This window comes from Sphingopyxis sp. EG6, assembly GCF_003609815.1.
Classification (GTDB): Bacteria; Pseudomonadota; Alphaproteobacteria; order Sphingomonadales; family Sphingomonadaceae; genus Sphingopyxis.
On record NZ_AP017603.1, the window covers coordinates 2118936 to 2143113 of the forward strand.

The window sequence follows — 24178 nt, forward strand, 5'->3', positions numbered from 1 at the left end:
CCAACTGGCAGCTCAATATTTGAAATCGACGGCGAGGCCGATGGTCCGCGGCTGAATTGGGACCGCCGTTACGTAATTTCGCGTTCCAAACGCACTGGTCGACACGGCGCCGGAGAGAAGCCCCCGATTGTCGGTCAAGTTGCGAACATAGATTTGCGCTGTCCACCGTTCATTGCTGGCGCGCAACGAAAGATCAAACGCCGTATAGTCAGGCAACTTGATTGCATTCGCCGAACTCGGCGTCGCGCTGTACCGGTCTCCGACGAACCGCATCGAGGTCGCAATCGAGCCCGTCCAGTCGCCACCCAGCGGGAAGTCGTATTGCGGCGTAATCGACGCCGAAAATTTCGGCACTGCTGGCAAGCGGTCGCCCGCGAGCCCATTCCCACCCGGCGCGTCGTCAAGCAATTTTGCATGCGTGTAGGCGGCGTTAAGCCCGACCGAAAAACGATCGTCGGGGCGAATGCTGGCGCCGATTTCAACGCCCCGCGCGCGCGCGCTACCCGCGTTGTCAAAGTGGCTGACGCCACCGGTCGATACGCTGAGTTGAATATCGGTCCAGTCCATCTGGAACACCGACGCTTCGATACTGGCACGATTATCCAGAATGTCCGCCTTCACGCCCAGCTCATAGTTGGTCAGTCGATCAGAGCCGACTGACGTCGGAATGTTCGGCAGGATCACGTTGGGACCGCCCGGGCGATAGCCCGTCGCTACGCGTGCATACAGCGACGCTCGCGGCGCGATGGCATAGCGGGCGAAGCCCGACCAGGTCACGACTTCTTCGGACGAAGAACCCGGGTCATCCGCTGTTGGCACCAGACCGGCGGCACTATCGCTGATCTGACGGAAATCCTGTTCGTTGCGCGCCCAGCGCAACCCGCCCCCGATCTCGAAAACATCTGCGAACGTATAGCTGGCCTGCCCGAACACAGCATATTCGTCATAGGTCGACGGCAAACCTGCGGTCGCAAGCGGATCAAGTCCCGCGATCGGCGACCGATCAAGGTTCTGCGCGGTCACCACTTGCTGATTGCCGCTCTTCTCGTGCGTATAAAATCCGCCTATCAGCCATTGGAACGGGGCGCCGCCGTCTGCCGTGCTGAAGCGAAATTCCTGCGTAAACTTTTGAAGATCGAGCGTGATGTAGAAAGCTGACAGCCCGGGGCCGCCGGTCAACAACGGAATCAGCGGGCCGTAAACGTCGGTGAAATCACCATATTGATAGGTCCGGCTGTCCGAATAGCTGGTCGCCGAAACGAAGTCTGCAAAACCCAGATCGGCCTTCGCGGTGGCGGTCAAATAGAGCAGTTCATTTTCGAACAGGCTCGGCAAAGTAACGCTTGTCGATCGTCCGTCACCCAGTGGTTGCAACGCGCCCGGGGGAATCGGGGCGGTGCCCGACAAATAGGGCTCAGGAATCAACAAGCGCGTTTCGCCATAACCATCAGCTTTTACCTTTTGCCACAAGCCTGCAAATTCGAGCGAGAAATCAGGGCTTGCTTGCCACAAGGCGGCGACACGGGCGCTCTGCTGCGAGTAGTCGTTGATGTCACGATCACCGTTGGAAACATTGTCAACAAAGCCCGGGGTCGCGCGGTAAGAATAGCTGGCGCGAAGCGCGAGTTTGCCCTCGACGACCGGCAGGTTCACACCGACACGTCCCGAATAACCGAGATCGCCAGAACTCGCGATGTCAAAAACATCGCCGCCGGCGCGATATTCCGATCGGTTCAGGTCGGGGTCACGCGTCACATATTTCAGCAGCCCACCGATAGAACTTGCGCCGTAGAGCGTGCCCTGCGGTCCTTTCAGAATCTCGATCCGCTCCAGATCATAAGGCAACAGGTCAGCTGCAAACTGGCCGCTACGCGCGTAGATCGAGCTTGATCCTATTGGCGCTTCGTCGATGTAAGTCCCCACCGTCGTCGATGCCCCCAAAGCAGCGATGCCCCGCAACGTGACCGTGGCCTGTCCGGGCGTCCCGCCGCTGTCGACCTGCAAACCGGGTACCTTCGCCGCAATGTCAGTGAGCGATGCCGCCTGGAACTGCTCCAGGTCTTCGGCGCCGACCACGCTGATAGCAGAGGGAACGTCGGTCAGGCGCTGTTCGCGCTTCTGCGCCGTCACAACGATTTCGCCGCCGACCGCGCGGTCGGTTGGATCGACGCCTTCCTGCGCCTGCGCCGATGTGGCTACAGCCAGCGCGACGATGCTACCCGTTAGAAAAAACGCCTTGTTCATTGTCTTACCCCCAGACTTGCGCCAGCAGGCGGCGGAAATTGCCCCCCAACACGGCGGTGATGTTGTCGTTTGAATAGCCGCGGCGGATCAGCTCCTCGGTCAGGTCAAAGACCTTCAGAGGATGATCGAAACCGTCGATGTCGATCTTGTCGCGAAACGCGTAGCTGCCCTTGTACGCGCCCTTGAGCAGCGCATATTCGTCCGGCTTCATGTCGTCATAGCCGTGCAGATCGGCGTCCGATCCGATGCCGACATGGTCGATCCCGACCAGTTTGGCGACATGGTCGATATGGTCGGCCATATGCCCGACGTTGGTCGGGTCGGCGGTGCGGACGAACATCCGCACCCCGGTGATGCCCATCACCCCGCCCTTGGCCGCCAGCGCCTTGATCGCCGCGTCGGTCTTGACGCGCGGATGATCGACCAGCGCGCGCGCGTTGCTGTGGGTGATTGCGATCGGTCCCTTGGCAATCTTGATCGCGTCGAGGGTCGTCTTGTCGCCGCAATGCGACACGTCGACCAGCAGGCGCTGCTTTTCCATTTCGGCGATAATCGCGGCGCCATAGTCGCTGATCCCCCCGTCGATCCGTTCGGTACTGCCCGAACCGATCAGATTTTGGCTGTTATAGGTCAGCTGCGCGCAGCGCAGGCCAAGGCGGCGGAACAGCGCGACATCCTCGATCTTTTCGAAATGCTCGGCATTCTGGATGCCCATGATGACGGCGCATTTCTTGTCGGCCTTCGCACGATCGAGATCGGCGACGCCATCGACCAGCGTGAACACATGGCTGTTACGCCCCGCGAAACCCTGCCACCCCGCCAGAAAGGTCAGCGCCTGCTGCTTCGCATCGGGGCCGCCCAGCCCATAAGCATTGTGAAAGCCAGTGATGCCGCTCGCGCGAAACTCTGCGGCTTCGGCATCGGTCAGCCGGTGCGCGACATAATCCTCGGCCAAGGTGATCTTGAGCGGCGCCAGCATGTCGATGACGAGCGACCGCGCGACGAGGTCGACCGCGCGGCGCGAGTAAGCGCGCCCCGGTGCGACAGCGAACGCATAGCTTCCCCGGTTCACCATCGGCGCAGACAAGGCGGCGCCGAGCGCGCCCGCGATGACCGCGCGGCGCGTTACTGCGAATGACCGTGTCATTCCAGCCTCCCTCTCAACTAAATTTCAATATGACAACTATTGTCCTAATCAGAAAATTGTCAACCCATTTAGGACATAAAATTGTCATTATCCCCAAATTTCTGGCGGGCAATGGATCATCCCGCCGCGATATTCGACGCCGGGCGCCCGATCGCGCGCCAGAAAGGTCGGCCCGTCCAGGTCGACGATGTCGCACAGCTGGCCGAGTACGAACGACGGGGCCATCGACAGGCTGGTGCCCATCATGTTGCCGACCATCACGTCGAGCCCCAGCTTGCGCGCCTGCCGCGCGATCTCCAGCCCCTCGGTCAGCCCGCCACATTTATCGAGCTTGATATTGACGACATCGAAGCGCCCCACCAGCGTCGCGGTATCGGCGAGCGTCACCGCGCTTTCGTCGGCGACAAAGGGCAAAGGCCGTTTCAGCCCGTCGAGATCGGCCTCGCGCCCGCGCTTCAGCGGCTGTTCGAGCTGTGCCACGCGGGTCTGGACCAGCACCGGCAGCAGCTCCGCCAGCGTGGCAATGTCATAGCCCTGGTTGGCATCGACCCCGATCCACGCATGAGGGCGCGCGGTCCGGATCGCGACAATCCGGGCGATGTCGTCGCTGAGGTCGCCGGTCAGCTTGACCTTGATCGGCGCTTCGGGATCGATCGCCAGCGCCGCTTTCGCCATATTGCCCGCGCTGTCGGCGCCAAGGGTCAATGTCGAGGGTAGCGCGCGCGGCGGCTTCAATCCGGCGAGTTCCCACACCGGGCGCCCCGCCTGCTTTGCTTCCAGGTCCCAATAGGCGCAGTCGAGCGCGTTGCGCGCGCCGCCCGGCGGCAGCAGCTGCTGCAAATCGGCGCGCGTCGCGCCGCGCTCGATCACGCCGCGCACCCGCGTCGCTTCGGCCAGCATATGGTCGATTTCGTCGCCCAGATAATAGACCCCCGCCCCCTCGCCGCGCCCGACATGCGTGCCGTCGGACAGCTCGGCGACGAGCAGCGCGGTTTCGGTGAAGACATGCCCCGAAATGCGGAACGGCTGGTGGTAGGGAAACCGCTCGACCCGAAGGTCGAGCGTCAGTTCCTGCGTCATTTGCGTCGCCATCAATACACCATGTCAAAGCCATAGAGGTTGAAGGCGAGCGTTACCCAAACCAGCACCAGCGCCGCGAGCAGCAGCAGCACCGCGCCAAGCTTCATCGTCCAGCGACGCTTGTCCTTGATCGTCAGCCACAGGTGCCAGCCAGCAGTTGCCAACAGCCCGAACGAAGCCACCGGGGTCAGGATGCGCAGCAGGTGGATCAGCCAGTCGAGCGGACCGCCCAGGCTACCGATGTCCGCCGAGAATGCCGCGATCAGTCCGAGCCAGCCCGCGAGCGCCGCGAGGACGAGCCAGGCGAAGAGACGTGACAGGCGGTAGGCGCGGCGCGATTTCCCTTCGAGCGCAAAATCGGCCTTGAAGCTGCGCCGCACCAGCGCCCGCACCGGCCACGCCAGCGCCGCGAGCAGGACAATGCCAAGCGCCGCGATCAGTGCCGGGGTCAGCCAGGCGGCATTGACGCCTGCCGGGGCCGGTTCGAACACCATGAACGGCGATCCGGCATCGACGCTGAAGCGCACCACCCGGCCGTCCTTCACTTCGGCGGCAAGGCGTTCGCCGGTGCCGCGGTCGCGCCATACGAACGGTTCGACCTCGACCCAGTCGCGCGCACCGGCGCCGAGGCCGTCGAGCGCGGGGAAGCTAATCTTGCCGTCTTCGGTCAAGGAGATGGTGGCCTGCCCCAGCAGCCCGATCAGGCTCATGAAGTTGGTGAAGGATCCGCGGCTGCTGACATAATTGCCGACCATCATCTGCGCGTGCTCGCTCGCGGTCTTGGCATCGACCTGGCCCGCCTTGTCCTCGCCCGGCAGGTAGCGATCGGCGAACTTGTGGAACAACGCGCTGCGTATCGCGCCCGCATCGCCCTGCTTCCCGGCGCTGTTCATCGACACATACACGCCGATGTCATCTTCGGGGAACAGCCACAGATAGGAGTGGAACCAGACCGTATCGCCGCCATGCGCGATCGCGCGCCGACCGTTGACCCATTGTTCATAGAAACCAAGCGCCATGCTGTTGAGCGGGCCGACACCAGGCGCCTTGAAATCATGCATTTGCTTCGCGGTCTCGGGCTTTAGCAGACCGGCGCCGTCATTGAGGTGCGCGATCATGAACTTGGCCATATCGGCACCGCTCGCCGACAGGCTGCCCGCCGGTCCGGGGATCACGATTTCGAACGGCTTCGCCTTCTGCGTGATGTCGGGATAGCCCTTGGCCATATGCGGCGCGAGGCGCGCGGGCAGCGGCTGGCGGAACGTCGAATGATTCATCCCGAGCGGCTTGAAGATATGATTTTCGATATAGTTATCGAATGGCTCGCCGCTCACCCGCTCGACGATATAGCCCGCCAGCGCGGTCGCGTAATTGGAATAGGCCGGCGTGGTGCCGGGGGCAAAGACCCGCTCGGGCAGCGCCAGCGGCATCTGCTGCTTCAACGTCATCACCGCCTTGGGATCGCTGCTGATCAGGTGACGCACCGACTCTTCGAACCCCGGGGTATGGGTCATGATGTTGCGCATCGTGACCGGCTTGCCCTCAAAGGGCGGGATCTTGAAATCGAGATAGGCGTTCACGTCCTTGTCGAGGTCGATCTTGCCCGCCTCGACCTGTTGCATCACCGCGGTCCAGGTCAGCAGTTTCGACACCGATCCGGGGCGGAACATCGTCGTTTCGGGGAGCACCGGCGCGCGCTTGGCAACATCGGCAAAGCCATAGCCTTTTTGCAGAACGACCTGATTGCCGCGCACCACGACAACCACCGCGCCGGGGATGCGCGCGCGTTCGAGCGCATAGGGCAGATAGCCGTCCATCCACGCTTCCAGGTCCGCTGCATCGAGCGTAACCGGCGCCTTCGGCGTGGCAGGACTGACCACCGCAGATGTTTCGACTTTCTTCGCCGTCGGTGCGGGCAACGGCCCCTGCGCCGCCAGCGGCAGCGCAGCGAGCGCCGCCAGTCCGATCATCGCCTTGCGGATGAAACGCATCACTTTCCCCTTTTGTCTGGGTCGCCCTGTCTGACCTTGCAGCAAGCGGCGCGACGCCTTACCAAGGGTCAACAACTGTTAACCCAATAGGGACATAATGATCCTGATTAGAAAATTGTCAAACATGGAATGGAAATTTTGATGGCGGCGCGTGCGGCCCCACCCACACTCGGCACCGTGATGAAGAGCATTCGCTCGCGAAACGGCTGGACACTCAAGGAGATGAGCGCGAAATCGGGGATCCCGGTCTCGACGCTGTCGAAGGTCGAGCATGACCGGCTGACGCTGAGCTACGACAAGCTCCAGCAGCTCAGCCAGCGACTCAGCATCCGCATGTCGGACCTGTTTGCCGAGGATGAGGGCGACAGCGCGCCGCGGGTTACCGGCCGCCGCAGCGTCGGGACGATCGATCAGGCGGTGCGCGTCACCACTGACAATTACGACTATCATTACCTGTGCACCGACCTGCGCCAGAAACGGATGATCCCGATCATCACCCGCATCCGCGCCCACAGCGCGCGCGAATTTGGCGAGCTCGTCCGGCATCAAGGTGAGGAGTTCATCTATGTCCTGGAAGGCGAGATCGAGATTCATACCGAGTTCTATGACCCCGTTACGCTCAAGACCGGTCAGGGGATCTATCTCGATTCGTCGATGGGCCATGCTTATGTGGTCGCCGACGGGTTCGACGAGGCGCTGGTACTCGGTGTCTGTTCGAGCGCCGACGACGGGCTGATGGATTCGCTGATGAGCCTGCACGGCTGATCCCATTCGGAGAAAATTGATGACCTCGTCGCGGCGCTTCGTCCCATCGGTCCTGCTGCTCGCCAGTTCGATGCTGCTTTCGGCATCCGTTGTCGCTCAGGCGCCGAGCTATGACCTGATCATCCGTGGCGGCACGATCTACGACGGATCGGGCCAGCCGCCCATCGTCGGCGATGTCGCGATCAAGGATGACCGCATCGTCGCCGTGGGCAAGGTCGCCGGAACCGCGAAAAGCGAGGTGCAGGCCAGGGGTATGGCGGTCGCGCCGGGGTTCATCAACATGCTCAGCTGGGCCACCGAATCGCTGATCGTCGATCCCAGGAGCCAGAGCGACATCCGGCAGGGCGTGACGCTGGAGGTGATGGGCGAAGGCTGGTCGATGGGGCCGCTCAGCCCGGCGATGAAGGCGCAGGAGATTGAACGCCAGGGCGACCTCAAATTCCCGATCGAATGGACCAGCCTCGGCGATTATCTCGGCTATCTGGAAAAACGCGGCGTTTCGACCAATGTCGCAAGCTTCGTCGGCGCGGCGACGGTGCGCGTCCATGAACTGGGCGAAGGCGACGTCGATCCGACCCCGGCGCAGCTCGACCGGATGCGCGCGCTGGTCCGACAGGCGATGAACGAAGGCGCGATGGGCGTCGGCAGCTCGCTGATCTACGCCCCCGGCTCCTATGCCGAAACCGACGAGCTGGTCGCGCTGACCAGCGAGGCCGCCAAATGCGGCGGCATGTACATCAGCCATATGCGTTCCGAAGGCGACCGGCTGGAAGAAGCCGTCGACGAGCTTATCGAAATTTCGCGCCGTTCGGGCGCCCCCGCCGAAATCTACCACCTCAAGATGGCGGGGCGCAGCAATTGGGGCAAGCTCGACGCCGTGGTCAAAAAGATCGAGGCCGCCCGCGCCGCGGGCCAGCGGATCACGACCGACATGTACACCTATACCGCCGGCGCGACCGGGCTCGACGCCGCGATGCCAACCTGGGTGCAGGCCGGCGGGCTGGAAGCATGGATCGAAAGGCTGAAAGACCCCGCCACCCGCGCGCGCGTTGCCGCCGAAATGCAGCAGCCCGGCAGCGATTGGGAAAATCTCTACCTCGGCGCAGGCGCCGACAAAATGATCCTCTCGGGCTTCAAGAATGAGAAGCTCAAACCGCTGACCGGCAAGACGCTCGCCGAGGTCGCGGCGATGCGCGGCAAGTCGCCCGAGGAAACCGCGATGGATCTGGTGGTCGAGGACGGATCACGCGTCGGTACCGTCTATTTCCTGATGTCGGAGGACAATGTCCGCAAGCAGATCCAGCTGCCGTGGATGAGCTTCGGTTCGGACGGCGCATCGCAGGCGGCCGAGGGCGATTTCCTGAAATCGGGCGCGCATCCGCGTACCTATGGCAATTTCGCGCGCCTGCTCGGCCGTTATGTGCGCGACGAAAAGCTGATCTCGCTCGAGCAGGCGGTGTACCGCCTCACCACCCTGCCCGCGACCAATCTGGGGATCAAGGAGCGCGGCGCGCTGAAGCCCGGCTATTATGCCGACGTCGTCGTCTTTGATCCGGCCAAGGTCGCCGATCGCTCGACCTTCGAGGATCCACACCAATATTCGGTCGGTGTGCGCGACGTCTTCGTCAACGGCGTGGCCGTGCTGCGCAATGGCGAACATAGCGGCGCGACGCCCGGGCGCGCGGTGCGCGGGGCGGGCTGGAACCGATGCCGATGACCCCGCACTGGCGGCGCCAAAAAATGCGTATAACTAAGCTGCTGTTTTGACGCTGGTTTGCATGAACTAGTCCATCGACCCGGCGCGAAAGCGCAAATTCCTTCCAATAATCGGCTTAAAAGCGTCGATGCGAGCCCGTTAATTCTCGCATGACCACCAAAGCAACCCCATCGAACGAGCCGGTAGGACGGCTTCTGGATTGGCTGGGACTTCGCCAGGGGCGAAACAATCCCGCGGCAGGACGCCCGGCGCCCCCGGACGGTGGCGGCACGCGCGACCTTGCGCAGTTGGCGCGGCATCAGCTGATCGGCACGATCATGGCCTTTCTGGTCGACAACGACCTCGACGTGTCGCCTGCGAACCTGTTGCTCGCGCATGGCGCCTTTTCGGGGATGAACCCGCCGCTCGCCCGGCAAATTACCGCGCGGTCGCAATCGCCCGAGGGGATCACGCAGCAATGGCTCAACGAGCTCAGCGAACAAAATAGCGCCCCCGCCGACCACGCCGATCTCGACCGCCTGATGACGCGGCTCGAAACCAATCTCGAATCCTTTCATGCCCACGCCAAGGAAGCGCGGAGCGTCACCAGCGATTATGGCACCGAACTCGAACAGCATGTCGACGACCTGGAACAGCTCCAGAAAACCGGGCGGATCGTCTCGAGCCTCGCCGATCTCGCCAAGGTCATGCTGGAGCGCACGCGCAAGGCCGAAGACCATATGCGCAAGAGCGAGGATGAGGCCAAGGCGCTCCGCCGCAGCCTCGAGCGCGCCAAGCGCGACGCCGAGCTCGATTTCCTGACCGGCCTGCCCAACCGCCGCGCGTTCGAAATCCTGCTCGAACGCCATTACAAGGAAGCCCGCGCCGCTTGCGAACCGCTCAGCGTCGCCTTTTGCGACATCGACGAGTTCAAGAAGGTCAACGATCTTCATGGCCATGAAGCCGGTGACCGCGTCATCAAGGCCATCGCCGACACGCTGGCGCGCATTTCCGACGATCGCTGTCACGTTGCCCGTCACGGCGGTGAGGAATTTGTTATGCTGTTCCGCGGCCTGACCCCGACCCAGGCGGCGCAGCGACTCGACGAGGCGCGCGAAGGTCTGGCCGAACGCCGCCTGATCAACCGCAAGACCGACGAGCCGTTCGGGCAGATCACCTTCTCGGGCGGGGTTGCCGACGTCTTTGGCTATGGCGAAACGCGCGGCGCGCTCAAGGCCGCCGACGACGCCCTGTACAGAGCGAAAGCGGGCGGTCGCAACCGCATCGAACTCGCCGAACCCAACTGAACCGGGCTTCCCGCAAGGGGGCGGGACGCCGCGGATCATCGCGCACCAGAGCGCGACGATCCGCGGCGATTTCCGTGCGTGGCGGCGCGACCTGCGCGCAACGACCGCTACCGCCGCCTGTCCCAATGTCGGCAGGTCGCCCGCCGCGCACGCGGCGCTCACGTTAATAAGCCCAATCTAATACCAATATCGATTTTGGCGCCCCGCCGCGGCGCCTCATCGCAAGCATTCGCCCCCGCATAACTCCAATCTTGACAGCATAAGCAGGATTGTTATGACTTATGCATTACCAATAAAGACCAACGGATCTTTGGGAGGATCGACATGCTGAAATCAAACCGCCTTTTTGCCACCGCAAGCATTCTCGCGTTCGCGACCTGCGTTACCCCGGCGGCGGCGCAAGGTACCGACGCGGTGGCCACTGATGAAATCGTCGTCACGGGTTTTCGCGGCTCGGTAGCACAGTCGATCGACGCCAAGCGCGACCTGGCGGTGATCGCCGACGTCGTGACCGCCGAAGACATCGGCAAATTCCCCGACAAGAACGTCGCCGAAGCGCTGCAGCGCGTTCCCGGCATCGTCGTCAATCGCGAATTCGGCGAAGGCGAACGCGTCTCGCTGCGCGGCACCGCCCCCAACCTCACCAAGACGCTGCTCAATGGCCATTCGGTCGCCACCGCCGACTGGTTCATCCTCGATCAGGTCGCCTCGACCCGCAGCTTCAACTATCTGACCCTGCCCGCCGAAATCGTCGGCCGCCTCGAAGTCTATAAGAGCCCGCAGGCCGATATCGAGGAAGGCGGCGTTGGCGGCACGATCAACGTCATCACCCGCAACCCGCTCGACCTCGAACCCTTCGCCGTCTCGGCGTCGCTGCAGGGCGTCTATTCGGACTTGTCGGGCAAGGTCGATCCGCAGGTTTCGGGGCTGGTCAGCTGGAAAAACGCCGACGAGACCTTTGGCGTCATGGTCGGCGGCATTTATCAGAAGCGCCGCACCCGCCGCGACGGCCTGGAAATCTTTGGCTATCGCCCCGCCGGTGGTGGCCAGACCGCGCTTATTCCCACGCTGATCGGTTCGACGATGTTCGAACAGAATCGCGAGCGCTATGGCGCCAATATCGGGATCCAGTTCCGCCCCTCGGACGAGCTCGAGATCAAAATCACCGGGCTTTATTCGCGCTTCAACGCCGACAACTTCAACCAGAATTATCTCGCCTGGGGCGATCAGGCGCTGGGCGGCGGCGGCACGCTGACCAACGCCGTGGTGCAGGACGGCATCGCGGTCGCGGGCACCATCGCGTCGCGGAACAATGGCACCGAGGGATTTGGCGTCGTCTATGACGCGATCGATCGTCAGGCCGTTGCCAAGACCGTTTCGGCCGACTTCGACCTGACCTACCGCCCCAGCGACACGCTGACCGTCCATTTCAAGGCCGGCTGGACCAAGGCGAACGGCGATACGAGCAACGAGAATTTCATCGAATTCGCGGGGCCGGGCCGCTTCACCTATGACCTGCGCAGCGGTCGCCCCGAAGTCAGCTTTGGCAGCCCCAGCCCACTCAATCCGGCAGGCATCCGCCCCGACTTCGCGCGCATCCAGTCGGTGACCAATGATGACGAGGAAAAATATCTTTACCTCGACCTCGAAAAAGAGGTCGAATGGGGTCCGCTGACGGCGCTGAAATTTGGCGTCAAATATACCGACCATGATCGCGTCGCCGAACGCTTTGCCACCAACGGCGGCGTCTTTACCCCCGGCCTGCGTTGCGGCGGGGCGCCATGCACCTCGGCAAGCTTTGCCACCGGCGGCGGCATGCCCGGCGACTTCCTCGACAATATCGCGACTGATGGCACGCTGACCGACTATTGGCGCGTCGACCCGGCCAAGCTGCGGGCGATCTATGCCGCGCAGACCGCCCCGGGGACCGATCGCTTCCTCGTTCCCGGCAACAGCTATTCGATCAATGAAAAGGCCTATGGCGGCTACGGCCTCGCGAAATTCGGCGGCGACAACTGGCGCGGGAATGTCGGCCTGCGTGTGATCACGACCGACCAGACGTCGCAAGGCTTCATCATCGGCGGCGCCAACCCGCAGTTCACCAACCCGTTCGGCGGCTTTACCCCGAGCACGGCGAAGCGGTCGTACACCGACGTTCTGCCGAGCGCGAACCTGTCGCTCGACCTTTCGGATCAGGTGGTGCTGCGCTTCGGTGCGGGCAAGACGGTGACGCGCCCCGACTTTGTCGACATCACCCCCGGCGTCGATCTCAACGGCACCCTGCTCACCGGACGCGGCGGCGACCCGAACCTCGACCCCTATCGCGCCAACCAATATGACCTGTCGATCGAATGGTATCCCGATCGCGAAACGATCGTTGCGCTTGCCGCATTCTACAAGGATATCCAGTCATACATCGTGAATGCGACGTCGGTCGAAACCCTGCCCGGGGTATTCGTCCCGGGATCGCAGCCCGCAGGCTGCGTCGCGGCGGGCGGCGGCAATCCGAACCTGTTCAATTGCCCCTATCAGATCAACCGCCGCAGCAACGGGACCGGCGGCCGCAATCAGGGCTTCGAATTCCAGGTGTCGCGCCCGATCTGGGGCGGCTTCGGCGCGGTGGTGAATTACACCTATTCTGACGCCAAGGCGAACAATGGCGACCCGATCCCGGGCAATTCGAAACACGCGCTCAACCTGACGGGCTACTATGAAAACGACCTGCTGAGCGCGCGCCTGTCGTATAATTATCGCTCGAAATTCTTCATCGACATCGACCGCGCAGCGCCGCTCAATCAGGCCGCCCTGTCGTCGCTCGATGCGTCGGTCAGCGTCAACGTCACCGACGGCATCGCGCTGACCCTCGACGCGGTCAACCTCACCAACGAGCCGATCGAGCAATATTCGGGCACCCGGGCGCAGCCGCGCGCGACCTATGACAATGGTCGCCAATTCTACTTCGGCGTTCGCGCCAAATTCTGACACTGGGCGCAGCGGCCGCACCAGCTCCATAACGGAGCTGGTGCGGCCTTTTTTTTTGCTCGGCCCCGGTCGGGCCTCAGCGGCTCCAGCGCGCGAAGATGGCGGTTGGCAGCAACAGTCCGCGCGTCTCCTCGCGCACCGCTAGTTCGCCACATTCGATCGTGCCGGGCAGATCGGCGAACAGCTGCGCGAGCAGCTCGCCGATCGCGAGCGCCGACATGCGCACGGCATAGACGGTCAGGAACAGCGCGCGGCTGTCGGCGTCGAGCAACTGGCGGCAATCGGCCAGCAGCGGCGCCAGCCCTTCCTCCAGTTGCCAGCGCTCGCCGGTCGGGCCACGGCCGAATTTCGGCGGATCTAGCAGGATCGCGTCATAGCGTTTGCCGCGCCGTACCTCGCGCGCGGTAAATTTGCCCGCATCGTCGAGTATCCAGCGGACCGGCTTGTCCGCCATGCCCGCCAGTGCCGCATTCTCGCGGGCCTGCCCGACCGACTTTTTCGATGCATCGACGTGCGTTACCGATGCACCGACGGCGGCGAGCGCCTGACTGCCGACCCCGGTGTAGCCGAACAGGTTGAGGAACGCCGGGTCGGGCTTGTCGGCAACCTTTGCGCGCAACCAGTCCCATACGGGCGCCATGTCGGGGAAGAAGCCCAGATGCCGGAACGGGGTGCACGACGCGGTAAAGCGCGTTTCGCGCCACGCGAGCGGCCAGCCGTCGGCAGGGACGGGCTTGTTGTAATACCAGCGCCCGCCGCCATCGTCGTCGGACGCCGGAATGAATTCGCCGTCCGCCGCTGCCCACTCGCTGTCGGGCATTGCGGGTGCCCACATCGCCTGCGGTTCGGGGCGAATGAAACGAAAGCGGCCATAGCGTTCGAGCTTGCGCCCGTTTCCGCTGTCGATCAGCCCATAATCGTCCCACGCCTCGCCGACGAGCGTAACGAGGGGGAGCAGCTCAGCCACGCGCGGCTTCCGCCAGGATGAAGGCCTTGACCGCGTCATAGTCGCCGGGGAGCTTGGTGTAGCGCTCCTCGCGTTCGAACAGATTGCCGAGGCGGGCGGGCAGCGCCGGGCGGACACCCGTGGCGCGCTCGACCGCTTCGCGGAACTTGGCGGGGTGCGCGGTCGCCAGCGTGACGACGGGGATGTCGGCGTCCAATTCGAGCTGGCGCGCCGCGGCCAAGCCAACCGCGCTGTGCGGGTCGATGATCTGGCCGCCATGCTCCTGCGCCCAGCGCAGCGCGAGCGCCATCGCGTCGCCATCGATGCTCGCACTCGAAAATAGCCCGCGCGCTCCCGCCAGCATGTCGTCGGGGATGGTCATCGTGCGGTTCTGATCGAAATCGCGCATCATCGCCGAGATCGCGGCGCCGTCGCGGCCCGACAGGTCGAACAGCAGCCGCTCGAAATTGCTGCTGACCTGAATATCCATGCTGGGGGTCGCGGTCGGCGTCACCGTCCCGGCGCTATAGTCGCCGCGGGTCAGCGCGCGGTGGAGGATGTCATTGACGTTGGTCGCAACGACGAGCCGCGCGACAGGGAGCCCCATCTGCGCGGCCACATAGCCCGCGAAAACATCGCCGAAATTGCCCGTCGGCACCGAGAAGGCAATGGCGCGGTCGGGCGCACCCAGCCGCACCGCGGCATAGAAATAATAGACGATCTGCGCCATCAACCGCGCCCAGTTGATGCTGTTCACCGCCGACAAATTGACCTGCCCGCGCGCTTCCGCATCGCCGAACAGCCGCTTTACCATCGCTTGCGCATCGTCAAAGCTGCCGTCGATCGCAATATTGTGGACGTTCGGCGCCAGCACCGTCGTCATCTGGCGGCGCTGGACATCGCTGACCCGGCCCTCGGGGTGGAGCATGAAGATCTGGATATGCTCGCGCCCGGCGACCGCCTCGATCGCCGCCGACCCGGTATCGCCCGACGTCGCGCCGACGATCGTGATGTTCGTTTCACCGCCGCTCAGGAATTTTTCGAACAATTGGCCGAGCAGTTGCAGCGCGACGTCCTTGAACGCCAGCGTCGGACCGTGGAACAGCTCGAGCAGCCAGTGGCGATGGTCGAGCTGGACGAGCGGGGTCACCGCATCATGGCTGAAGCTGCCATAGGCGGCGCGGCAAAGCTGACGCAGTTCGTCTTCGGACAGGACGCCTGGGACGAACGGGCGCATGACGCGCACCGCGGTTTCGACATAGTCGAGCCCGGCGAGCGCCCGGATCTCGTCCGCCGCCATCTGCGGCCAGAGCGCGGGCAGGTAGAGGCCGCCATCACTGGCAAGACCGGCAAGGGTCGCGGCACGAAAGTCGAGGGTCGGCGCGGAGCCGCGGGTGCTGATATATTCCATGGCGGCCCAGCGCCTAGCGGGCCAGCTTCAAGGCCGCAAGCGGCGACGGAGGGCCAGCACGTAGATGATCAGCGCCGCCGCAGCGAACAGGAACCATTGCACCGCATAGGCCAGATGGTTGTTCGGCGTATTGTCGGCCGACGGAACCGCACTGGCGCGCAGGCCCGCGGCGGGCATGTCGGCGATCAGCATGGCGCGCGCGGCCGAACCCTTGCCGGCGGCACGCTCCATCACCGTGGGCTGGTCGGGCCCGGGAACGATCGTCCCCTGAACGATCCCACCGCTCCATTTGGGCGGGGTAAAATCATCACCGATGCCGACATCGACAAGCACCCCCGGCCCTTCGGCGCCGGTGCGGCATTCGGCGATCATGCGAAAGCCCGCCCTTCCCTTCTGGTCGGTGCCGCTGCGCGGATCCCAGCGCACGGGTTCCAGGCACACGACGCTGCTCTTGCGAAACAGCAAACTGTCGGCAACCGGCGGCAGTTCGGGATAAGTGACGAGCGACGACATCGCCATATTGCGCTGATAGAGCGCGACCAGCGCTTCCTTTTCCGCCTTCCGCTGCAACTGCCACACGCCCAGACCGATCATCACCGCCACCGCGATCAGCACCAGGATGGTCGGGATCAGCGGCCAGCGCCGCGCGGAGGGCGTTGCCGCTTCAGTCATTCGGCTTGTCCAGCTGGCGCCCCTCGGCCGCCTGCCGCTGATGCTCGCTCGCCAGCAGCGCGCCCTTGGCGACGCGCAGGCCATAAACCACCGCGGCAGCGGTCAGCGGCACCCACAATATGACATGAACCCACAAGGGCGGCTGGACCGCAGCGTCGAGGGTCAGCGCGATCGCGACAAGCAAGGCGCCGATGATCAGGGTCAGGAAGGCGGCGGGGCCATCGCCGACATTGTAGCGGCTGTAATCGAGCCCGCAGGCACGGCACGTCGGCTGAAACTGCACCGGCCCGTCGAACAGCGTCTTTGCCCCGCATTCGGGGCAGAGGCCAAAAAGGGCAGCGCGCCAGACCGGCGGCTGCCCCTTTGGAATGGAGTCGGTGTCCGGCAACTTAGTGCGCGGCGACCGGCGCGCCCCAGCCGCCCCAGACATAGACGATGATGAAGAGGAACAGCCACACCACGTCCACGAAGTGCCAGTACCAGGCAGCCGCTTCAAAGCCGAAATGCTGCTTCGGGGTGAAGTGGCCCTTGTAGGTGCGTACGAGGCAGACGATCAGGAAGATCGTGCCGACAAGCACATGGAAGCCGTGGAAGCCGGTCGCCATGTAGAAGGCAGAGCTATAGTTGCTCTGTCCGAAACCCCAGGGCGCGTGGGCATATTCATAGGCCTGGATCATCGAGAAGATGACGCCAAGGATGATGGTCAGCCACAGACCCTTTTTCAGCCCTTCGCGGTCGCCATGGATCAGCGCATGGTGTGCCCAAGTGATCGTGGTGCCCGAGCAGAGCAGGATCAGCGTGTTGAGCAGCGGCAGCGAGAAGGGATCGATCACTTCGATGCCCTTCGGCGGCCACATGGTGATCGCTTCGGCGCCTTCCTGACCGAACATCGACGTTACCGCGCCTTCGGCATATTCGATCGGTACCGGGAACAGCGAGAAGTCGAACCAGGCCCAGAACCAGCCGACGAAGAACATCACTTCCGATGCGATGAACAGGATCATGCCGTAACGCAGATGCAGCTGTACGACCGGGGTATGGTCACCGGCGTGCGCTTCGTTGATGACGTCCGACCACCAGCTGAAGAAGGTGGCGATCACCCCCATGAAGCCGAGGCCAAGCACCCATTTGCCGACGCCGCCGAAATAATCGTCGTGCATGTACATGACGAGCCCGAAGAACATCACCATCGCCGCCAACGAGCCGATCAACGGCCAGACGCTGGGGTTTACCAGATGATAGTCATGATGTTTGGCACCGGACATTGCGTGTTTCCCGTTTTGCAGCCCCAGCGTCGCGATTCCCCATCGCTCGCCGGTCCTTGAAATAAGACTCTGATCGCGGCCTTAGCTCGCCTTTTTACCCTCGTCTACAGGGTGAAAGGTGTAGCTGAGGGTGATTTCCTGGATGTCGCGCGCGTCCGGATCGTCCATGATCTTGGGATCGACGAAGAACAGCACCGGCATCCGCATCTGCTGCCCCGGCTCCAGCCGTTGTTCGGTGAAGCAGAAGCATTGGATCTTGGTGAAATATTTGCCCGCCTGCGTCGGCGTGACGTTGAACCCGGCGGTGCCGACGACCGGCCTTGACGAATTATTTTCGGCGATAAAGATCGCCATGTCGCGCGCGCCGATGCTCACCGTGTCGGTCGGATGCTCGGGGTAGAATTTCCACGGCAGCCCCGCCGACACATTAGCGTCGAAACGGACCGAAATGGTTTTCGACAGGATCACCGGGTCGGCCGCCGCCGCAACGGGGTCATAACGCTGCGTCGTGCCACCGAAGCCGGTCACACGGCAAAACAGGTCGTAGAGCGGAACCGCTGCAAAGCCGAGCCCGACCATCGCAAGCGCCAGCGCCGAGGCAAGGCTGGCGGTCTTCGCCTTGGGGGACAGGCGCCCAATTGCGGGAAAAGACCTCATGCGAATATCTGGATCTTGGCGATGGTGATGAAGAAAAACAGGATCGCAAGCGCGCCCAGCATCCACGCCATCATATTGGCGCGGCTACGCTGGCGGCGGCGATATTCCGCCTCGTCGAACGGCGCGGGCTTGGGTTCGTCGGTCATATGGTCCACCAATGGTCGGCAACAACGGCGCCGAACAAAATGAAAAGATAGGCAATTGAATAAGCGAACAGGCGCTTTTCGGGTTGCATCAGATCGCCCTCACCCGTCGTGCGGGTACCGACCTGCACCGACAGCGCCACGAACAGAACCGACAGGATCGTGGCTGTCCAACCATAGAGCGCACCGGTGTAACCAAGCGGCCATGGCGCGATCGCCGCCGCCGCCATGATCAGCGCATAAAACAGGATCTGGCGCCGCGTCGATTTCTCGCCCGCCACCACCGGCATCATCGGGATGCCCGCGGCGGCATAGTCCGAGCGCACGAACAGCGCGAGCGCCCAGAAATGCGGCGGGGTCCAGAGGAAGATCAGCAGGAACAGCATCACCGGCAGCGGTGCAACGCTGCCCGTCGCCGCGACCCAGCCGATCAGCGGGGGAAAGGCGCCCGCCGCACCGCCGATGACGATATTCTGCGGCGTCCGCGGCTTCAGCCACATCGTATAGATGAACACGTAAAACAGGATCGACACCGCCAGCAGCAACGTCGCCTGCCAGTTCGACGCAAACAGCATCAGGAACAGCGAAAAGGCAGCAAGGCCGATCCCGAACTGGAGCGCCGTCTGCGGGTCAAGCCGCCCGGCGGGAAGCGGCCGACCGGCGGTGCGCTTCATCTTGGCGTCGAGCCCCGCCTCATACCATTGGTTGAGCGCGCCCGACGCGCCTGCGCCCAAGGCAATGGCGAGGATCGACGAAAAGGCAAGCACCGGCGGCACCGACACCGGCGCCGCGAGCAACCCGCACAGCGCGGTGAAAACCACCAGCGACATGACGCGCGGCTTGGTCAGCGCGAACAGGTCGCGCCAGTCGGCGGGAAGCGCCGTTTCGCCATGGGTCAGGCTTTGCGCCATGTTAACTCCGGCCATCAGGGAAACGCCCCCTGCCGGTAATCAGCAGGGGGCGAACCTTGTCAGGCGATACGCGGCAGTTCGTTGAACTGGTGGAACGGCGGCGGGCTCGACAGCGTCCACTCGAGCGTCGTCGCGCCTTCGCCCCACGGGTTGTCGGCGGCCTTCTTGCCGGCAGCCAGCGACCACAGGATATTGACGAAGAAGATCAGCACGCCGACCGCCATGATGACATAGCCGTAGGACGAGATCAGGTGCCAATAGGCATAGGCATCGGGATAGTCCGGATAACGGCGCGGCATGCCCTGCTGACCCAGGAAGTGCTGCGGGAAGAACAGGACGTTCACGCCGATGAAGAAGATCCAGAAGTGCAGCTGGCCCAGGAACTCGTTGTACATCCGTCCCGACATTTTCGGGAACCAGTAATAGAAACCGGCAAACAGCGAGAACACGGCGCCCAGCGACAGCACATAGTGGAAGTGGGCGACGACATAATAGGTGTCGTGCAGGTTGGTGTCGACGCCGCCATTGGCGAGCACGACGCCGGTCACGCCGCCGACGGTGAACATGAAGATGAAGCCCAAGGACCAGACCATCGGGGTCTTGAAGCTCATCGAACCGCCCCACATGGTGGCGATCCAGCTGAAAATCTTGATGCCCGTCGGGACCGCAATGACCATCGTCGCCGCGGTGAAGTACATCTTGAGGTTCACAGACATGCCGACGGTGAACATGTGGTGCGCCCACACGATGAAGCCGACGACGCCGATCGCGACCATGGCATAGGCCATGCCGAGATAGCCGAACACCGGCTTCTTGCTGAAGGTCGAGATGATCTGGCTGACGATGCCGAAGCCCGGCAGGATCATGATGTACACTTCGGGGTGACCGAAGAACCAGAAGAGATGCTGGTAGAGAACGGGGTCGCCGCCGCCAGCCGCATCATAGAAAGTGGTACCGAAGTTGCGGTCGGTCAGCAGCATGGTGATCGCCGCCGCCAGAACCGGCAGCGCGAGCAACAGCAGGAAGGCAGTGACCAGGACCGACCACACGAACAGCGGCATCTTGTGGATGGTCATCCCCGGTGCGCGCATGTTGAAAATAGTGGTGATGAAGTTGATCGCGCCCAGAATCGACGCCGCACCCGCAAGGTGGAGCGAGAAGATCGCCATATCGACCGCCGGACCCGCCGACCCACTGGTCGACAGCGGCGCGTAAACCGTCCAGCCGGTGCCGGCGCCAAGCCCGCTGCCGCCCGGAACGAACATCGAGCCGACCAGCATCACGAACGCGACGAAGGTCAGCCAGAAGCTGACATTGTTCATGCGCGGGAACGCCATGTCCGGCGCGCCGATCATCAGCGGCACGAACCAGTTGCCGAAACCGCCAATCATCGCGGGCATGACCATGAAGAACACCATGATCAGGCCGTGCGCCGTGATCATCACGTTCCAGAAATGCTTGCCCTGCACTTCGCTTGCGGCGGGGTCAAAGAATTGCGCCCAGCCGGTCAGATACTGAATGCCCGGCTCGGCCAGTTCCCAGCGCATCATGCCCGAAATCACGCCGCCGACGATACCGGCGACGATCGCAAAGATCAGGTAGAGGGTGCCGATGTCCTTGTGGTTCGTCGACATGAACCAGCGGACGAAAAAGCCCGGCGTATCGTGATCATGGTCGTCATGCGCGTGATCGGCATGGCCATGGGCGGGTGCAGTTGCGGCAATATCGGTCATCTGTCGGACCCCTTATTAATTCTTGGCAGCCGGTGCAGCGGCAGGCGCCGCTGCCGGTGCAGCTTCGGTCGTGGTGGCGGCCGGCGTCGCGGCCGGCGCAGCAGCGGCAGGTGTCGGCGCAGCGACAGCGGGCGCTGCGGCGGCGACAACCGGACCGGCCGGATTGCCGCCCTTCGAGCGGACCCAGGCTTCCCACTTGTCGACCGGCAGAACCTCGACCGCGATCGGCATATAGCCATGATCAACGCCGCAAAGTTCCGAACATTGGCCGTAATAGACGCCAACCTTGTTTGCGGTGAACGTCGTTTCGTTGGCGCGGCCAGGAACCGCGTCCATCTTGGTCCAGAAGGCCGGGATAGCAAAGCTGTGGATCACGTCGGCGCCGGTGATGATCAGCTTCACCTGACGACCGACGGGAACGACCATGCGATTGTCGACGGCCAGCTGGTGCGGTTCGCCGGCGGCATCGGCCTGTTCCTTGGTCAGCATCTTCGACACATATTCGCCGATGCCCTGGTCGGGATAGGCATAGCCCCAATACCATTGGTATCCGGTGACCTTGATCGTCAGCGCTTCCTTCTTCGGCGGCTCATATTGCTGCGCGAGCAGGCGGATCGACGGCACCGCGATCACGGCGAGGATCAGCACCGGAATCGCGGTCCAGATGATTTCGATGAAGGTGTTGTGCGTCGTCTTCGACGGGACCGGGTTCGCCTTGGCGCGGTAGCGGAACACCACCCAGAGCAGCAGGCCGAGAACGAACAGCGTGATCACGGTGATCACCGGCAACAGGATGACATGATTGAACCAATAGGCCTGTTCGCCAACCGGGCTGACCTGCGGCTGGAAATCGATACCGGCATCGATCGGCTGACCAACCCCCGGGGTCGGCTTCATCGGCACATAGGTCGCGTCGCCAGCCGGGACCGCCGCCTCGGTTGCCGCGGGCGCAGCCGCCGGGGCGGCCGCGTCGGCCGAAACCGGCGCCGGATTCGCCACGGGTGCCGCAGCAGGGGCTGCGGCCGGAGCCGCCGCCGGTGCCTGCGCATGACCGGCGCCCACCGCGCCCAGCGACAAAGCCGCCGCAATTACAAGGGTTTTCAAGCTCTTCATAAGACTGGTGCCGCCCGTTGCCTGTTGTTCTTTATCACATTTCACCCCTCTTCGGCGGCGGTCGGACAAGCGTCGCGACAGCCGGAGGATGGGCTGAATCTCGCGGGCGCTATAGACCCGCTTGCCGCTTGCCTCAAGCATCTCTAACACTATTTTGCGGCTGGATAATCTTCGCCGCCAAAACCCGGTCGTCCGCACAGGACGACGCACTGGACAAAAGAACAATTCTCCCATGACTGATGACGAAATCCTGGCCGAATTCCGCGCTGCCGACGCCCTGCTCCAAGGGCATTTCCTGCTGTCGTCGGGCCGCCACAGCGAATATTACCTGCAATGCGCGCGCGTGCTGATGGATACGGAGCGCGCCGGACGCCTCGCGATCGCCCTCGCCGCCAAGCTGCCGCGCGAGCTCAAACAGGCGATCGACATCGTCGTATCGCCCGCGATGGGCGGTGTCATCATCGGCCATGAAATGGGCCGTGCGCTCGGCAAACCCGCGATTTTCGTCGAGCGCCCGACCGGCACCTTCGAACTGCGCCGCGGCTTCACGATCGAAGCCGGCGCCAAGGTGTTGATGGTCGAGGATGTCGTGACCACCGGCCTGTCGTCGCGCGAAGCGATGGCATGCGTCGCCTCAGCGGGCGGCGAAGTGATCGCTGAGGCGGCGCTCGTCGATCGCTCGGCGGGCAGCAACATCGACCTTGGCGTCCCCTTCTATCCCCTCGTCGCGATCAACTTCCCGACCTATGCTGCGGACGAACTCCCCGAACATCTCGCCGGGACGCAGGCGATCAAGCCCGGAAGCCGCGCGAATTGACGGGTCGCCTTCGCCTGGGGGTCAACATCGACCATGTTGCGACGATCCGCAACGCGCGCGGCGGCGAGCATCCCGACCCGGTGCGCGCCGCCGAAATCGTCGCATCGGTCGGCGGCGACGGCATCACCGCGCATCTGCGCGAGGACCGGCGCCACATCCGCGACGACGACCTCGCGCGCATCCAGGCGGCGACCGACCTGCCGCTCAATCTCGAAATGGCGGCGACCGACGAGATGGTCGCGATCGCGCTGCGCCACAAACCGCACGCCGCGTGTATCGTCCCCGAAAAGCGCGAGGAGCGCACGACCGAGGGCGGGCTCGACGCTGCCGGGCAGCATAACCACCTCGCCCCGATCGTCTCGCGCCTCGCCGACGCGGGCATTCGCGTCAGCCTGTTCATCGAGCCCGATCCGCGCCAGATCGAGGCGGCGATGCGGCTGCGCGCGCCGGTGGTTGAATTTCACACCGGACGCTATGCGCATTGCGAAGGCGAGGAACGCGTCGTCGAACTGCGCCGCATCGCCGATGCCGCCGCGCTGGCGTGGAAGAATGGCATCGAACCGCATGCGGGGCACGGCCTGACCTATGAGAATGTCGTCCCCGTCGCCGCAATCCCGCAGCTCGCCGAGCTCAACATCGGCCATTATCTGATCGGGGAGGCGATCTTTACCGGCCTCGAGGATGCGGTGCGCCGGATGCGGGTGCTGATGGATGAGGCGCGCGGGTGAGGATGGGGATGGCTCTCATCCAATCCTCCCTGTGGCGCAGCCATGGGGAGGTGGCAGAGCGAAGCGCTGACGGCGGGGCAAATGGCGCTACGTCGCGGCCCCTCCACCCCGCCCTTCGGGCGTGGTCCCCCTCCCCATCGCTTCGCGACAGGGAGGATTTCAGTTGATCATCGGCCTCGGCTCCGACCTCTGCAATATCGAGCGGATCCAGAACTCGCTCGACCGCTTCGGCGAGCGTTTCGAGCAACGCGTCTTCACCGACGTGGAACGGGCCAAGGCCGCGCGCCGACCGTTCACTCGCGCGGGTACCTACGCCAGGCGCTTTGCCGCCAAGGAAGCCTTCTCGAAAGCGGTCGGCACCGGCTTCAAGCGCGGGGTGTTCATGAAGGACATCGGGGTCGTCAACGCGCCCTCCGGCGCGCCGACGCTGGCGCTGACCGGCGGCGCCGCCGAACGGCTGGCGGCAATAATCCCGGCGGGACACAGCGCCCATATTCATCTCACCCTGACCGACGATCACCCCTGGGCGCAGGCGTTCGTCATTATCGAAGCGATCAAGGACTGACGGCA

At 63.6% G+C, this 24178-nt stretch carries 21 protein-coding genes; 7 read left to right on the plus strand and 14 right to left on the minus strand.

All coding sequences use genetic code 11. The annotated features are described in order from the left end of the window. Positions 1–12 precede the first annotated feature (12 nt). From SPYCW_RS10330 to SPYCW_RS10345, 4 genes are all read right to left on the minus strand, one after another. Positions 13–2244 carry a TonB-dependent receptor gene (locus tag SPYCW_RS10330; protein WP_120216701.1) on the minus strand — a complete coding sequence of 744 codons (2232 nt, stop codon included), beginning with the start codon at positions 2242–2244 and terminating at the stop codon, positions 13–15. Between the two features lie 4 nt (positions 2245–2248). After that, complete coding sequence (locus SPYCW_RS10335; protein ID WP_120216702.1) at positions 2249–3391, minus strand: dipeptidase; 1143 nt, start codon at positions 3389–3391, stop codon at positions 2249–2251. Between the two features lie 87 nt (positions 3392–3478). Next, the gene (locus SPYCW_RS10340) at positions 3479–4471 is read right to left on the minus strand and encodes a dipeptide epimerase (RefSeq protein WP_232014668.1); all 993 of its coding nucleotides are present in this window, start codon (positions 4469–4471) and stop codon (positions 3479–3481) included. Positions 4472–4482: 11 nt separating this feature from the next. Further along, entirely contained in the window at positions 4483–6462 is a 1980-nt protein-coding gene (locus SPYCW_RS10345) for a serine hydrolase domain-containing protein (RefSeq protein WP_120216704.1), read from the minus strand. A gap of 141 nt (positions 6463–6603) precedes the next feature. Here SPYCW_RS10345 and SPYCW_RS10350 point away from each other — a divergent pair, with 141 nt between their 5' ends. The 4 genes from SPYCW_RS10350 (at position 6604) to SPYCW_RS10365 (ending at position 13212) form a co-directional block, all read left to right on the plus strand. After that, complete coding sequence (locus SPYCW_RS10350; RefSeq protein ID WP_120218241.1) at positions 6604–7227, plus strand: helix-turn-helix domain-containing protein; 624 nt, start codon at positions 6604–6606, stop codon at positions 7225–7227. Between the two features lie 19 nt (positions 7228–7246). After that, a complete protein-coding gene (locus SPYCW_RS10355; RefSeq protein WP_120216705.1) occupies positions 7247–8944 on the plus strand; it encodes an N-acyl-D-amino-acid deacylase family protein in 1698 nt (565 codons plus the stop codon). A 149-nt stretch (positions 8945–9093) separates the two neighbouring features. Then, entirely contained in the window at positions 9094–10230 is a 1137-nt protein-coding gene (locus SPYCW_RS10360) for a sensor domain-containing diguanylate cyclase (RefSeq protein ID WP_120216706.1), read from the plus strand. 324 nt (positions 10231–10554) lie between these two features. Continuing rightward, on the plus strand, positions 10555–13212 hold the full coding sequence (locus SPYCW_RS10365; RefSeq protein WP_120216707.1) for a TonB-dependent receptor: 2658 nt from the start codon (positions 10555–10557) through the stop codon (positions 13210–13212). A 76-nt stretch (positions 13213–13288) separates the two neighbouring features. Here SPYCW_RS10365 and SPYCW_RS10370 read toward each other — a convergent pair whose 3' ends face one another. The 10 genes from SPYCW_RS10370 to coxB all read right to left on the minus strand — a co-directional run bounded on the left by SPYCW_RS10370 (position 13289) and on the right by coxB (position 22063). After that, positions 13289–14179: a class I SAM-dependent methyltransferase gene (locus SPYCW_RS10370; protein ID WP_232014669.1), complete on the minus strand. Its 891-nt coding sequence runs from the start codon at positions 14177–14179 to the stop codon at positions 13289–13291. Beyond that, the gene (gene thrC, locus SPYCW_RS10375; RefSeq protein WP_120216709.1) at positions 14172–15569 is read right to left on the minus strand and encodes a threonine synthase; all 1398 of its coding nucleotides are present in this window, start codon (positions 15567–15569) and stop codon (positions 14172–14174) included. Before thrC ends, SPYCW_RS10370 begins: the two co-directional genes overlap by 8 nt. Positions 15570–15596: 27 nt before the next feature. Continuing rightward, positions 15597–16241: an SURF1 family protein gene (locus SPYCW_RS10380; protein ID WP_232014670.1), complete on the minus strand. Its 645-nt coding sequence runs from the start codon at positions 16239–16241 to the stop codon at positions 15597–15599. After that, positions 16234–16629, minus strand: coding sequence for a DUF983 domain-containing protein (locus tag SPYCW_RS10385; protein ID WP_232014671.1), 396 nt, complete (start codon positions 16627–16629; stop codon positions 16234–16236). The genes SPYCW_RS10380 and SPYCW_RS10385 overlap by 8 nt, the downstream gene beginning before the upstream one ends. A 1-nt stretch (position 16630) precedes the next feature. Continuing rightward, the gene (locus SPYCW_RS10390) at positions 16631–17506 is read right to left on the minus strand and encodes a cytochrome c oxidase subunit 3 (RefSeq protein ID WP_120216711.1); all 876 of its coding nucleotides are present in this window, start codon (positions 17504–17506) and stop codon (positions 16631–16633) included. Positions 17507–17587: 81 nt separating this feature from the next. Next, positions 17588–18163, minus strand: a complete 576-nt coding sequence (locus tag SPYCW_RS10395) for a cytochrome c oxidase assembly protein (protein ID WP_120216712.1) — start codon at positions 18161–18163, stop codon at positions 17588–17590. Beyond that, positions 18160–18309: a hypothetical protein gene (locus SPYCW_RS18995; RefSeq protein ID WP_168453161.1), complete on the minus strand. Its 150-nt coding sequence runs from the start codon at positions 18307–18309 to the stop codon at positions 18160–18162. Before SPYCW_RS18995 ends, SPYCW_RS10395 begins: the two co-directional genes overlap by 4 nt. Then, positions 18306–19232 carry a heme o synthase gene (locus SPYCW_RS10400; protein WP_232014672.1) on the minus strand — a complete coding sequence of 309 codons (927 nt, stop codon included), beginning with the start codon at positions 19230–19232 and terminating at the stop codon, positions 18306–18308. Before SPYCW_RS10400 ends, SPYCW_RS18995 begins: the two co-directional genes overlap by 4 nt. 44 nt (positions 19233–19276) lie before the next feature. After that, positions 19277–20950, minus strand: a complete 1674-nt coding sequence (ctaD, locus tag SPYCW_RS10405; RefSeq protein ID WP_120216714.1) for a cytochrome c oxidase subunit I — start codon at positions 20948–20950, stop codon at positions 19277–19279. 15 nt (positions 20951–20965) lie between these two features. Then, on the minus strand, positions 20966–22063 hold the full coding sequence (gene coxB, locus SPYCW_RS10410; protein WP_120216715.1) for a cytochrome c oxidase subunit II: 1098 nt from the start codon (positions 22061–22063) through the stop codon (positions 20966–20968). Between the two features lie 232 nt (positions 22064–22295). Here coxB and pyrE point away from each other — a divergent pair, with 232 nt between their 5' ends. The 3 genes from pyrE to acpS all read left to right on the plus strand — a co-directional run bounded on the left by pyrE (position 22296) and on the right by acpS (position 24173). Continuing rightward, positions 22296–22880 (plus strand): orotate phosphoribosyltransferase, encoded by a 585-nt coding sequence (pyrE, locus tag SPYCW_RS10415; RefSeq protein ID WP_120216716.1) that lies wholly within the window; start codon positions 22296–22298, stop codon positions 22878–22880. After that, positions 22877–23608 carry a pyridoxine 5'-phosphate synthase gene (locus SPYCW_RS10420; RefSeq protein ID WP_120216717.1) on the plus strand — a complete coding sequence of 244 codons (732 nt, stop codon included), beginning with the start codon at positions 22877–22879 and terminating at the stop codon, positions 23606–23608. The genes pyrE and SPYCW_RS10420 overlap by 4 nt, the downstream gene beginning before the upstream one ends. 163 nt (positions 23609–23771) lie before the next feature. After that, complete coding sequence (gene acpS, locus SPYCW_RS10425; protein WP_120216718.1) at positions 23772–24173, plus strand: holo-ACP synthase; 402 nt, start codon at positions 23772–23774, stop codon at positions 24171–24173. The last annotated feature ends 5 nt before the right edge of the window (positions 24174–24178 follow it).